This is a genomic window from Caldicellulosiruptor changbaiensis (assembly GCF_003999255.1).
GTDB lineage: Bacteria > Bacillota > Thermoanaerobacteria > Caldicellulosiruptorales > Caldicellulosiruptoraceae > Caldicellulosiruptor > Caldicellulosiruptor changbaiensis.
This window is the reverse complement of sequence record NZ_CP034791.1, coordinates 1,306,615-1,318,859: the sequence shown is the minus strand read 5'-3', so window position 1 is coordinate 1,318,859 and position 12,245 is coordinate 1,306,615. Positions and strand designations below refer to the sequence as shown.

At 36.0% G+C, this 12,245-nt stretch carries 12 protein-coding genes; 1 reads left to right on the top strand and 11 read right to left on the bottom strand.

The features are described 5' to 3' along the window. Positions 1–65 precede the first annotated feature (65 nt). The 5 genes from ELD05_RS06385 to era all read right to left on the bottom strand — a co-directional run bounded on the left by ELD05_RS06385 (position 66) and on the right by era (position 7,012). Complete coding sequence (locus tag ELD05_RS06385) at positions 66–1,088, bottom strand: sugar-binding transcriptional regulator (RefSeq protein WP_039763917.1); 1,023 nt, start codon at positions 1,086–1,088, stop codon at positions 66–68. A 167-nt stretch (positions 1,089–1,255) separates the two neighbouring features. Further along, the gene (ppdK, locus tag ELD05_RS06380) at positions 1,256–3,907 is read right to left on the bottom strand and encodes a pyruvate, phosphate dikinase (protein WP_127351773.1); all 2,652 of its coding nucleotides are present in this window, start codon (positions 3,905–3,907) and stop codon (positions 1,256–1,258) included. 111 nt (positions 3,908–4,018) lie between these two features. Then, positions 4,019–5,314 carry a glycine--tRNA ligase gene (locus ELD05_RS06375; RefSeq protein ID WP_307720923.1) on the bottom strand — a complete coding sequence of 432 codons (1,296 nt, stop codon included), beginning with the start codon at positions 5,312–5,314 and terminating at the stop codon, positions 4,019–4,021. Between the two features lie 54 nt (positions 5,315–5,368). Beyond that, positions 5,369–6,103, bottom strand: a complete 735-nt coding sequence (gene recO / locus ELD05_RS06370) for a DNA repair protein RecO (protein WP_127351771.1) — start codon at positions 6,101–6,103, stop codon at positions 5,369–5,371. A 6-nt stretch (positions 6,104–6,109) separates the two neighbouring features. Further along, entirely contained in the window at positions 6,110–7,012 is a 903-nt protein-coding gene (era, locus tag ELD05_RS06365; RefSeq protein WP_127351770.1) for a GTPase Era, read from the bottom strand. A gap of 114 nt (positions 7,013–7,126) precedes the next feature. Here era and ELD05_RS06360 point away from each other — a divergent pair, with 114 nt between their 5' ends. Next, positions 7,127–8,005 carry an RluA family pseudouridine synthase gene (locus tag ELD05_RS06360; protein ID WP_039763926.1) on the top strand — a complete coding sequence of 293 codons (879 nt, stop codon included), beginning with the start codon at positions 7,127–7,129 and terminating at the stop codon, positions 8,003–8,005. On the opposite strand, the gene ELD05_RS06355 is transcribed toward ELD05_RS06360, so the two are convergent. The 6 genes from ELD05_RS06355 to ELD05_RS06330 are packed head-to-tail and all read right to left on the bottom strand — an operon-like array spanning position 7,947 to position 12,232. Then, a complete protein-coding gene (locus tag ELD05_RS06355) occupies positions 7,947–9,167 on the bottom strand; it encodes an aminotransferase class I/II-fold pyridoxal phosphate-dependent enzyme (protein WP_039763927.1) in 1,221 nt (406 codons plus the stop codon). The genes ELD05_RS06360 and ELD05_RS06355 overlap by 59 nt on opposite strands. Then, positions 9,164–9,652 carry an Lrp/AsnC family transcriptional regulator gene (locus ELD05_RS06350; RefSeq protein ID WP_039763928.1) on the bottom strand — a complete coding sequence of 163 codons (489 nt, stop codon included), beginning with the start codon at positions 9,650–9,652 and terminating at the stop codon, positions 9,164–9,166. The genes ELD05_RS06355 and ELD05_RS06350 overlap by 4 nt, the downstream gene beginning before the upstream one ends. Next, a complete protein-coding gene (locus ELD05_RS06345; RefSeq protein WP_039763929.1) occupies positions 9,649–10,239 on the bottom strand; it encodes a hypothetical protein in 591 nt (196 codons plus the stop codon). Before ELD05_RS06345 ends, ELD05_RS06350 begins: the two co-directional genes overlap by 4 nt. Next, positions 10,236–10,505 (bottom strand): PRC-barrel domain containing protein, encoded by a 270-nt coding sequence (locus tag ELD05_RS06340; RefSeq protein ID WP_241243644.1) that lies wholly within the window; start codon positions 10,503–10,505, stop codon positions 10,236–10,238. Before ELD05_RS06340 ends, ELD05_RS06345 begins: the two co-directional genes overlap by 4 nt. After that, the gene (dut, locus tag ELD05_RS06335) at positions 10,502–10,942 is read right to left on the bottom strand and encodes a dUTP diphosphatase (protein WP_039763930.1); all 441 of its coding nucleotides are present in this window, start codon (positions 10,940–10,942) and stop codon (positions 10,502–10,504) included. The genes ELD05_RS06340 and dut overlap by 4 nt, the downstream gene beginning before the upstream one ends. Before the next feature lie 18 nt (positions 10,943–10,960). Further along, complete coding sequence (locus ELD05_RS06330) at positions 10,961–12,232, bottom strand: M16 family metallopeptidase (protein ID WP_127351768.1); 1,272 nt, start codon at positions 12,230–12,232, stop codon at positions 10,961–10,963. Positions 12,233–12,245 lie beyond the last annotated feature (13 nt).

The following is a 12,245-nucleotide window of genomic DNA, read 5'->3' as shown; positions in this document are numbered from 1 at the left end:
CCTACCATCCTTTCTCTTTTTTTTATTTTTAACACTGCAGCAACCTTAAAATTGCAGCAGTGTTTCTACCCTTTTATACTCAAAATTCTACGTGCAATCCCCTCATCAATGACAAATATTGTGTTATGTTTTATACCATTTAATGAAAGTATTGCCTCTGCCTTGTGCGCGCCACCCGCAACTCCTATCATATATTTAATGTTTTTAATTTTTTCAAGTTTTATACCTACTGTGGTTGTACTATAGACAATATTGCCCTCTTTGTCAAAATAATAACCAAAAATCTCACCAATCGCTCCCACTTCTTTTAGTTTTTCTATCATCTCTTCGCCAAATTTTCTTCTCTTTGCCATTTCAATCGCATTGCCTATACCAAATATCAACATATCGGCATTGTTAATGTCATTTAAAACATCTTGAACCTCTTCTTTTCTCACAATCAGTTTATATATCTCTTCGTCCATCGTATCAGGAAGGTGGAGAAGCTTATACTTTCCACCCAATTTTTTAGCTAAACTTGCTGCCAGGGTATTCGCTTGTTTTTCAACCTCTTGTCCAATTCCGCCCCTTGCTGGAACTACCAAGATATCTTTAAAAGAGCATCTTGGGAAATTGTCAACAACTTCTTTTACCGTCTGTCCACCTGTAACGGCAATTATCTTGACTTCTGGTAAGAGGGAGAGAATAACCTTACCCGCTGCAATACCCAATTCCCTCAGTACATATGGATTTGTATCAGCATTTCCTGGAACTACAATGATATCTTTCGCACCTAAAATATCTTTTACCCTCTCTCTTAAAGCTTCTAACCCTTTTATATCATATACTATATTAGAAAGTTTTTCAAGAATATCTTCTCCTTCATTTGTCAAAAATGTACCATTCTCTGTTATGGTTAAAAGCCCAAGACTTCTTAAAATGTCTACTTCATTTCTTACAATTCTTTCAGAAAGCTTTACCCTTTCAGCTAACATCCTTCTACCAATTGGCTGATAATATTTCACGTTTTTTAATATGTCATACCTTCTTTCAAATATTTCTATTACTTCAGGTGTTACTCTTTTTAAAAGCTCAAGAAAATCTTCCATCTCATCATTACTCCATCAGGGACAGGTTTATCCATCCCACATATAGTTTTGTCCCACTATTAATTATATCACTTTTAAAGCTTTGTTCAAGTGTATACATGCAAAAAAAGCAGAGGAAGGCAACTTCTTCTTTTATACCCTCCTCTGCTTTTTGCCCCTTCTAACTATTATTTATCTATAAATGCTTTCATCTTTGATTTTACTTGTGCTTGAGCAGCTGCAAGTCTTGCTATTGGCACTCTGAATGGTGAACATGAAACATAGTCAAGCCCTGCATTGTGGCAGAACTCAATGCTGGATGGATCGCCGCCATGCTCACCACAGATTCCAAGTTTGATATCTGGTCTGGTGCTACGTCCAAGCTCTGCAGCCATCTTGATAAGTTTGCCAACACCTTTTTCATCAAGTCTTGCAAATGGATCTGTTTCGAATATCTTCTTTTCAAAGTAGTCATTCAAGAATTTGCCTATATCGTCTCTGGAGAATCCAAATGTCATCTGTGTCAGATCGTTTGTACCAAATGAGAAGAACTCTGCTTCTTTTGCAATCTCATCAGCAGTAAGTGCTGCTCTTGGTACTTCAATCATTGTACCAACTTTATACTCAATCTTTACACCCTTTTCTTCCATGACCTTTTCAGCAGTCTTAACAATGATGTCTTTGATGTACTTGAGCTCTTTGAGTTCACCAACAAGTGGAACCATTATCTCAGGTACAACATCTATTCCCTCATTCTTTACATTTATAGCTGCTTCAATTATAGCTCTTGTTTGCATCTCAGCAATCTCTGGATATATCACAGCCAAACGACAACCTCTGTGACCAAGCATTGGGTTAAGCTCATGCAAGCTTTGAACAATTGATTTTAGTTCTTCAAAGGTGATACCCATCTGTGCTGCAAGTTCTCTTATAGCATCGTCTTCTTTTGGTAAGAATTCATGCAATGGTGGGTCAAGAAGTCTTATTGTAACTGGATAACCTTTCATCTCTCTGAAGAGTGCTTCAAAGTCGCCTCTTTGCATTGGGAGAAGTTTGTTCAATGCTTTCCTTCTCTGTTCTTCTGTTCTTGCAACAATCATCTCTCTCATAGCTGGTATTCTGTCTTCTTCGAAGAACATGTGCTCAGTTCTGCAAAGACCAATACCTTCTGCACCAAACCTTCTTGCCTGTGCAGCATCTCTTGGTGTATCAGCATTTGCTCTAACCTTCAGTCTTCTTATCTCATCAGCCCATTGCATAAATGTTGCAAAGTAACCTGTGAGCTCTGGATCTTTTGTCGGAAGTTCACCTTCGTATACATACCCTGTTGAGCCGTCAAGTGAAATCCAATCGCCTTCGCGATATACTTTACCATCTGGTGTCGTAAAGTATTTCTCTTCTTCATTAATCGATATATCTCCACAACCTGCAACACAGCACTTGCCCATACCTCTTGCTACAACTGCTGCATGTGATGTCATACCACCGCGTGATGTGAGTATTCCTTGTGCTGCAACCATACCTTCAATGTCTTCTGGTGATGTCTCTGTTCTGACAAGAATAACCTTCTTTTCACCTCTTTCAACTGCTGCTTTTGCCTCTTCAGCTGTAAAGTAAATCTTACCAGTTGCTGCACCTGGTGATGCAGGGAGGCCTTTTGCAATTGGCTTTGCAGCTTTTAGTGCACTTGGTTCAAATGTTGGGTGAAGTAATGTATCAAGCTGTTTAGGATCAACTTTCAACATTGCTTCTTCTTTTGTTATAAGCCCTTCTTCAACCATGTCAACTGCAATTTTAAGTGCTGCTTGTGCTGTTCTCTTACCATTTCTTGTCTGAAGCATATAGAGTTTTCCTTTTTCAATTGTGAACTCCATATCTTGCATATCCTTGTAGTATGTCTCAAGCTTCTTTGCAATGTCAGCAAGCTGCTGGTAAACTTCTGGCATTGTCTCTTTTAAAGCTGAGATTGGTTGTGGTGTTCTGATACCCGCAACAACGTCTTCACCTTGAGCATTCATTAAGAACTCGCCATATAACTCTTTTTCACCTGTTGCTGGATTTCGTGTGAAGGCAACACCTGTACCAGAGTCATTGCCCATGTTACCATATGCCATCATCTGGACGTTTACAGCTGTTCCCCAATCATGAGGAATCTCATTGAGTCTTCTATAAACAATTGCTCTTGGGTTGTTCCATGATCTGAATACTGCTTTTACTGCTTCTAAAAGTTGGACTTTTGGATCTTGTGGGAAGTCTTCGCCTTTTTCTGTCTTGTAGAGCTCTTTATATTTTACAACTACCTCTTTTAAGTGCTCAGCAGTCAAATCTGTATCATATTTTGCACCATACTTTTCTTTTACTTCATCGAGTATCTTTTCAAACTTGCCTTTCTCAATTCCCATAACAACATCTGAAAACATCTGGATAAATCTTCTGTACGAGTCATAAGCAAATCTCTCATTATTTGTAAGCTTTGCCAAACCTTCGACAACTTCATCATTGATACCAAGGTTCAAGATAGTGTCCATCATACCCGGCATTGAAACTCTTGCACCGCTTCGAACAGAAACAAGAAGTGGATTGCTTGGATCTCCAAATTTCTTACCTGTAATCTTTTCAAGTTCTGCTAACTTTTCAAAGATTTCTTCTACAATCTCATCAGCTATCTTTTCGCCTTCGTCGTAATATCTTGTACATGCTTCTGTTGTTACGGTAAAGCCAGGAGGAACTGGAAGTCCAAGATTTGTCATCTCAGCAAGATTAGCACCTTTTCCTCCAAGAAGCTCTCTCATGTCTTTGTTTCCTTCATAGAACATGTACACATATTTCTTTTTGCTCAATATAAATCCCTCCTATGTGAAATTTAATTGGGAAAATATGTTAAAGAAAACCTTGCACATTACAACATAAATTATTATAGCATATTTTTGCAGTTTGAGAATATACTTTATTTAAAACTTTACTTCAATTTTTTCTTCTAAATATGGAATTATCTCTTCAATATGAACTCTTACCTGTTCCATTGTATCTCTATCCCTTATAGTCACTGTGTTGTCTTCTAAGGTTTGATAGTCTACTGTTATTCCAAATGGAGTACCTATCTCATCTTGGCGTCTGTATCGTTTGCCTATGCTGCCACTTTCATCATATTGGACAATCCACTTGTATTTGAGGTTATTGTAAATCTCCTTTGCCTTTTTTACAAGCTCTTCTTTTTTCAAAAGTGGGAAAATGCCTGCTTTAACTGGAGCAATAGCAGGGTGAAGGTGCAGTACAATCCTTGAATCATTCTCGTCAATCTTCTGATTTTCATATGCGTCAACCAAAAATGCAAGAAGCGACCTGTCAACTCCCGCAGAGGGTTCAATTACATATGGAATATACCTTTGTTTTGTCTCATCGTCAAAATATGTCAAATTCTGACCACTGTATTCCTGATGTCTCGACAAGTCAAAGTCAGTTCTATTTGCAATACCTTCAAGCTCTGACCAGCCCATTGGGAATAAATATTCAATATCAACACATGCCTTTGCATAATGCGCAAGTTCATCTTTCCCGTGCTCTCTTATTCTTATGTTCTCCTTTCTAATACCCAGTTTATAATACCAACTTATTCGTTGCTCAATCCAATGTTTGTGCCAATATTCATCTGTTCCAGGTTTTACAAAATATTCTATTTCCATCTGCTCAAATTCTCTTGTCCTGAAAATGAAATTACCAGGTGTTACTTCATTTCGGAATGACTTTCCTATCTGAGCAATCCCAAAAGGAAGCTTTTTTCTCATGGTCTGCTGAACATTTAAAAAGTTAACAAATATACCCTGTGCAGTTTCAGGCCTCAAGTAAACAACTGCAGACTCATCCTCAACAGGGCCCATGAAGGTTTTAAACATCAAATTAAACATCCTTGCTTCTGTAAGTTCTCCACCACATTCAGGACATTTATACTCAGAAAGTTGGTCTGTCCTCCATCTTTTTTTACAAACCTTGCAATCAGCCATAGGATCTGCAAAATTAGTTAAATGTCCACTTGCTTCCCATACCTTTGGATTCATTAATATGCTTGAGTCAAGTCCGACAACATCGTCCCTTAGCTGTACATTTGCTTTCCACCAAAGTCTTTTTATATTGTTCTTCATCTCAACGCCAAGTGGTCCATAATCCCAGCAGCTGTTCAGTCCGCCATATATTTCACTTGATTGGAATATAAATCCTCGACGTTTGCAAAGCGAGACTATCTCATCCATTGTTACCATACTATCCTTACCACCTTCAATTTATTTTGTGCAGTCGAATCTATTTTATTTTATAAATTTAAAAAAATCAAGGATTTTGACATCCTTTTGCAATACTAATTTAATATATGTTGTCATTAAGGTTTTCAATATGTCATTCAAACCTTTACTAATTCTTATTTTACTTAGCTTTTTCAAATCTGTTGCAGCAATTGTTAGGACCTTCTCAACAACTTCAAGACCTATTTCCACATCATTTTCTTCTTTACATTCTGCGCAGACAACACCTGCATTTTTGAAAGAGAAAAAAATACGGCTCAGGTGTGACTTTTGACATTTCACACATTGGGTAAATTGAGGGAAAAATCCCGTAAAGATTAACATTTTAATCTCAAAGATTCTGCATATAGTCTCAGGATCTGCCCCCTTTTTCAGCATGTACAATGAGTTCAAAAGAAGTCTTAGCACATCCTCGTTTTTTTGCTCAATCTGGATGAAACTGTCTACAAGCTCTATAAGGTAACTGGAGTAAATAGTAAGGTAAACATTTTGAGTAATGTCAAAAAACGATTCAATTACACTTGCTGATGATATAGAGTAAATCTCCTTTGTTTTTGTAAACACAAACTCTGAATATATAAGCGGCTGTGATACAGCACTCAAAGGGCTCAATGTTCGTCTGCAATTTTTTGAAAGTGCCTGGATCTTTCCAAGCTCAGATGTTAAGATGGTCAAGATCTTGCTTGACTCTTCAAAATTTACATCTTTTAGCACAATGCCTTTTGCCTTTATGAATTTCATTATCCATCAGACCTCTTTTAGGTTATATCCCAGCATCTTCATTGCAGATATATCATCTCGCCAGTTCTTCTTAACCTTTACCCAGAGCTGAAGATTAACTTTTATTCCAAATAACATTTCAAGTTCTTCGCGCGCTTGCATTCCAATTTTCTTTAGCATTTGTCCACCTTTTCCAATAATTATTGCTTTGTGGGATTCTTTTTCACAATAGATAGTTGCTTCTATATCTAAAATATCCTTATCTTCTCTTTCAGAAAACCTTTCAACCGAAACTCCCACACCATGTGGTACTTCTTCAGAAAGATTTAACAAAATCTTTTCTCTGATTATTTCAGAGACAATAAAGCTCTCTCTCACATCTGTTGTCATATCGTCAAGATAGTACTTTGGACCTTCTGGCAATAGCATTTTGATTTTTTCTAACAGTACATCACAATTATACCCATTGATTGCGGCTATCTCGATTATAAATTCAAAACTTAATCTGCCTGAAAAAAGACTTTTTAAAATCTCGATATTCTCCTTGGATGCTAAATCAGCCTTGTTTAAAACCAGTATCTTAGGCGTTTGAACCTCTTTTAACTTTTCTAAGATTGTTTCATCCCACGGACCAATTCCACTGTCAGTAGCTTCAACAATGTAAAGGATTAAGTCTACTTCTTTTAGGGTCTTTTCAGAAACCTTTACCATATATTCACCAAGTTTGTTCTTAGGTGGGTGAACACCAGGTGTATCAATAAATATTACCTGTGCATCATTCAGGGTCAGTATTCCTTTTATGCTATTTCTTGTTGTCTGTGGTTTCGGTGAGATTATTGAAATTTTTTTTCCCACAAAGTAATTCATTAGCGTTGATTTACCAACGTTTGGACGTCCTATCAATGCTACAAATCCTGACTTAAATGCCATTAATGATATCACCTCATCGTTTATTATTAAAAAGATTATTGTATTTAATCTCCCTTTAAATTATCATATCATATGTGTTCAATTTTTAACAGGAAGGGTGAAAAATAATTTATTATGAGACTTGTATACGTCATAAAAAAAGAGGATTTGAATATGACATACAAAGAAATTCTAAGAAAAAAGTTATTTCTCTCATCAACCCTTTTAAGCAAGCTAAAATCAAATGGACAAATAAGGTTTATACCACCAATTTTTTCAATCAATCAACACCCAACTGCCGAGTCAATAATAGAGCTTGAACTAAAGGATATCTATTCAAATATAGTTCCAATAAAAGGTAGTATTGATATTTTATTTGAAGATCAATTCTTTTTGTTTGTAAACAAGCCATCTGGTATTCCATCACATCCATCTAAAGGTCATTACTTTGACACTCTTGCAAATAATGTTGAGTGGTATTTAAATTCTCAAGGAGTTACGTCACATATAATAAACAGGTTAGACAAAGACACTTCTGGAATTGTAGTATTTGCCAAAAACTCTTACTTTCACAGTATAGTTTCTTCGGAATTTGAAAAAAGGACAATTGAGAAAACATATATAGCTGTGGTGGATGGAATTTTGACAAAAAAAAGTGGGTTTATAGAAAAACCCATCAGCAGGTCAAATGATGGAATAAAAAGAGAAATTAATGAAGATGGTGATTATGCAATCACCTACTACGAAGTAATTGCCTACAAAAGTAACTACTCAATCTTGAAACTAAAGCCTATTACTGGCCGTACACATCAGTTAAGAGTACATTTGGCATCAATTGGTTATCCTATTGTTGGTGATGTTCTTTATGGAACAGGAAAATATAAAGACTTTCCGCTATTGCTTCATGCATATTCAATAAAGTTTGATTTTAACTTAATAGAAAGACAATACAATATCACTGCTCCACTACCACACTATTTTTCTGAGTTTCTTGGCTGTGAGTTGGAGCTTTAAAATTTGTTACAAACTTTTCTATTCTGTCTAAAGCCTCTTTTATAGTTTCTATTGAATATGCATATGAGCACCTGATAAACCCCTCTCCACAACTTCCAAATGCAGTTCCTGGTACAACGGCTACCTTTTGCTGATACAAAAGCTTCTCAGCAAACACTTCTGATGAAAGTCCAGTTGATTTTATTGAGGGAAAGACATAAAACGCTCCTTTTGGTTCAAAACATTCAAGTCCCATCTTATTGAACCTACTCACCATATATCGTCTTCGGCGATTGTACTCCTCTCTCATCTTTTCAACTTCAGCTGCCCCACTACGTAAGGCTTCAATTGCAGCGTACTGGGAAAACGTGGGAGCACTCATTATAATGTACTGATGTACTTTTGCCATTGCTTTTATAAAAACCTCATTTGCTGCAACAAACCCAAGTCTCCAACCTGTCATTGCAAACGCCTTCGAAAAACCGTTTATTAGTATTGTTTTATCTTTCATCTCTGGAAAATTGGCAATAGAAACATGTTCACCCTCATATGTAAGCTCAGCATATATTTCATCTGAAATAACAATAATGTCTTTATCCTTCAGAACATCGACAAGCTCTTTTAAGTCCTCTTTAGTCATAATTGCGCCTGTTGGATTATTTGGATATGAAAGTATTAGAGCTTTTGTCCGTGGTGTAATTTTAGGAATTATATCATCTGCTCGAAGTTTAAAATCATTTTCTGCTTTTGTCGGAACCTCAACAGGAATACCCCCTGCAAAAATTGTACAGGGTTTATAAGAAACAAATGAAGGTTCAGGAATTAATACCTCATCGCCAGGATTTATAATACTTCTTAGTGCAATGTCAATAGCTTCACTTGCACCAACTGTAACTAAAATTTGTTCTCTATAATTGGGGTAGTTAAGGTCAAATCTTCTCTTTAGGTAATTGCTGATTTCTTTTCTGAGTTCAAGTAGTCCATAGTTTGATGTGTAATGTGTATGCCCTTCTTCAATAGAGTATATGCCCATGTCTCTTATACTCCAGGGTGTAACAAAGTCTGGCTCCCCAACGCCAAGCGAAAGAGCGTCTTTCATTTCAGAGACGATATCAAAGAATTTTCGAATACCAGAAGGTGGAACACTTTGAACAGACCTTGATAGAAATCTTTCTAAGTTCACGGTGTTATTACCTCCCTGTCATCCTTCTCACCATCTTCTAAGATTACCCCTGCGTCTTTGTATTTTTTCATTATAAAGTGGGTTGCTGTAGACAAAACATATTCAAGCGGTGCAAGTTTAGAACCTACAAAATGGGCAATATCTTTCATTGTCTTTCCTTCAACAATTACATGTAAGTCATAATTTCCAGAAAGAAGATAAACCGCCTTGACCTCTGGAAATTTGTATATCCTTTTTGCAATTGCATCGTATCCAACACCTCTTTGAGGAGTTACCTTTACCTCAATTATTGCTTCCACCACCTCTTTTTCTGTCTTTTCCCAATTGACAATTGTGTGATACTTGACTATTACCTTTTCATCTTCAAGCTTTTTAATTACTCTTTCAATCTCCTCTTTCTTTTCATTTAGCATAATGGCAATTTCTTCTGCAGAGAGCTTTGGGTTTTGCTCAAGAAGTTCTAAAACCTTTATTTCTGTATTCATATATCTTCATCCTCCTTTGCAAGATGTTTCAAAAATTCTATCAAAAATCCTCTTTCCTTCATATTTTCAATCACTTCATGGTTTATAATGATACCTGATGGTAAAATAAGGTTACCGTCAACGTAAAAATCTCTTCGCAATTTCCTTAAAGATAACTCTTCTTCATTATTAAGTAAACTTTCTATATCATCTACAGTCTCTTTTAGTTTTTTAATGGTTTTTTCTTTCTGCTTTTTTATGTACAAGATGTGATTAAGTGTATTCTCTTTAATTTTTTCAAGCTCTTCTAAGCTTTTTGAATATTCAGCTTCAACCTCTGAAGCCTTTTTTGAATAATATTCCTTCCATTCATTAAAAAAGTACTCATCAACAAATCTTTGGTAGCAGCTTATGTCTTTGACATGTACGGAAGACAGCTGAAGACTTAACCTCTCAATCTCCTTTTTAAGTCTTTCGTTTTCTTTTATAAGTAGTTCTTTTTGGTTTTCAAGCTTGTAAGATTGGTTTTTAAAATCTTCATTTAACTTTTCAATATACGCCCTTACCTCAACTTTTGAGTATCCAAAAAAGGAGGTTGGAAGTATCATTCAAGCTCCCCCTCTTTTATGTTTACAATTATCACATCATCACCAATTACAACTATATTTTCCCATCCAATAAATTCTGTCTCCCACCGGAAATTTCGCCTTTTTCTAATCTCTATGCCGCAAATATTTCCATCATCGTCAATCAAAACTTCTATGTCATCTGAATTGCCTATAATCTTTCCTGAATGCTGACACACAATAGGCTTTGAATTTTTTATATTACTCAAAAGCAATCTTGATACCACCTCTTTTTCGAAATTGTTCAAATACCAGTTGAACCAAAACCACCATCTCCACGCTCTGTTTCAGAAAGTTTGTAAACCTCCTCTATTCTCGCCTTTTCATACTTGCATATCACCATCTGAGCTATTCTATCACCTCTTTTTACTACAAACGGCTCTTTCCCAAGATTAATCAAGATTATACATATCTCTCCTCTGTAGTCATTGTCAATTGTTCCAGGGGAATTTAAAATTGTAATGCCATATTTTAATGCAAGCCCGCTTCGTGGTCTTATCTGAGCTTCATAGCCATCTGGAAGCTCTATGTATATCCCTGTTCTGATAAGCTTTATCTCACCAGGGTTGATGACCACTTCATTCTCCACACAAGCAAAAAGGTCCATCCCGGCAGAACCAGCTGAAGCGTATTGAGGCAAAGGTAAATCTTTTGCATCATCTGCCCTTTTTATCTTTAAAATCATCTGTCTTCCTCCCCTTTTTCATTCGGTTACAAGTCTCTCCTCAAAAATTTTACTATCTATCTCTTTTTTGTTTCCCACAACAGCTACAGAAAACTCTTTTGTCAATACTTCTCTTACTATGTCCATAACTTGGTCGAATTTAATAGAATTAATCATATTAATTATCTCCTGCATTTCAATTATTCTATTTAAAAGTAGCATATTCTTCCCAAGGTTTGACATCCTGCTACTTGTGTTCTCCAATCCAAAAATGATACTTCCTTTTATCTGCTGTTTTGCAACCTCTACCTCATCATGAGTCAAGTTTCCCCTTATCAGGAGTTTAATCTGGTTAAGAATCTCTTTATAAACCACTCCTATATTTTTGGGATTTGTGCCAGCGTACACTATTAGCATCCCTACATCTTTGTAAGTGCTGACAAAAGAATTTATACTGTATACAAGTCCAAGTTCTTCTCTTATCTTCTGAAAAAGTCTTGAACTCATTCCACCACCAAGTATGTTTGAAACTACTAACAACTTGTAAACATTTTCATCTTCTTGGCCAAAACCTTCAAACGCTATTGCAATTTGGGCTTGGTCACTCTTCTTTGACTTTATAACTGCTCCCCTTTTGAAGATAGGTTCTGATGAGTTATTCGTGTCTTTTGATTTTAAATATCTTTCCCAACTACCAAAATATCTTTCACATAAATCTATAAGATGGGCTTCATCAAAGTTGCCAGCCACTGAAATCACTACATTTTCGGGCTTATATCTCTTTCTCATAAAATTTAATATCTTGTTTCTGTCAATCCTTTTTACAGTAGATTCTTTCCCAATTATTGGATATGATAACGTTTCCCCTTTCCATATCAAATCATTTAATGCTTGGTACAAAATTTCTTCCGGGTCATCTTTTGACATATTAATTTCCTCAATTATAACAGTTTTTTCTTTCTCAATATCCTCTGGATTTATTAGAGGATTTAGAAGTAAATCAGACAGGATTTCAAATGCTTTTTCCAAAAACTCGTCTAATACTCTTACATAAAAACAAGTATACTCTTTTGCAGTAAACGCGTTTATTTGCCCACCTATGGATTCTATTTCATAGACTATTTCTTTGGAGCTTCTATTTTTTGTACCTTTAAAAAGTATATGCTCGATAAAATGAGAAATCCCATTCTCACTTTTAGTCTCATACCTTGAACCTGCTAATATCCATGCTCCAACACTTACTGTCTTTACAGTATCTACTTTTTCATACACGAGCCGAAGATTGTTGTCAAGTTTGTAGAGATTTATCAACCATTCTACCTCC

Coding starts and splice junctions, on each gene's coding strand:
- recO (WP_127351771.1), bottom strand. CDS start 6,103: ATGAAATTCATAAAGGCAAAAGGCATTGTGCTAAAAGATGTAAATTTT.
- era (WP_127351770.1), bottom strand. CDS start 7,012: ATGGCATTTAAGTCAGGATTTGTAGCATTGATAGGACGTCCAAACGTT.
- ELD05_RS06345 (WP_039763929.1), bottom strand. CDS start 10,239: ATGATACTTCCAACCTCCTTTTTTGGATACTCAAAAGTTGAGGTAAGG.
- ELD05_RS06375 (WP_307720923.1), bottom strand. CDS start 5,314: ATGGATGAGATAGTCTCGCTTTGCAAACGTCGAGGATTTATATTCCAA.
- ELD05_RS06385 (WP_039763917.1), bottom strand. CDS start 1,088: ATGGAAGATTTTCTTGAGCTTTTAAAAAGAGTAACACCTGAAGTAATA.
- ELD05_RS06360 (WP_039763926.1), top strand. CDS start 7,127: ATGAGACTTGTATACGTCATAAAAAAAGAGGATTTGAATATGACATAC.
- ELD05_RS06350 (WP_039763928.1), bottom strand. CDS start 9,652: ATGAATACAGAAATAAAGGTTTTAGAACTTCTTGAGCAAAACCCAAAG.
- dut (WP_039763930.1), bottom strand. CDS start 10,942: ATGATTTTAAAGATAAAAAGGGCAGATGATGCAAAAGATTTACCTTTG.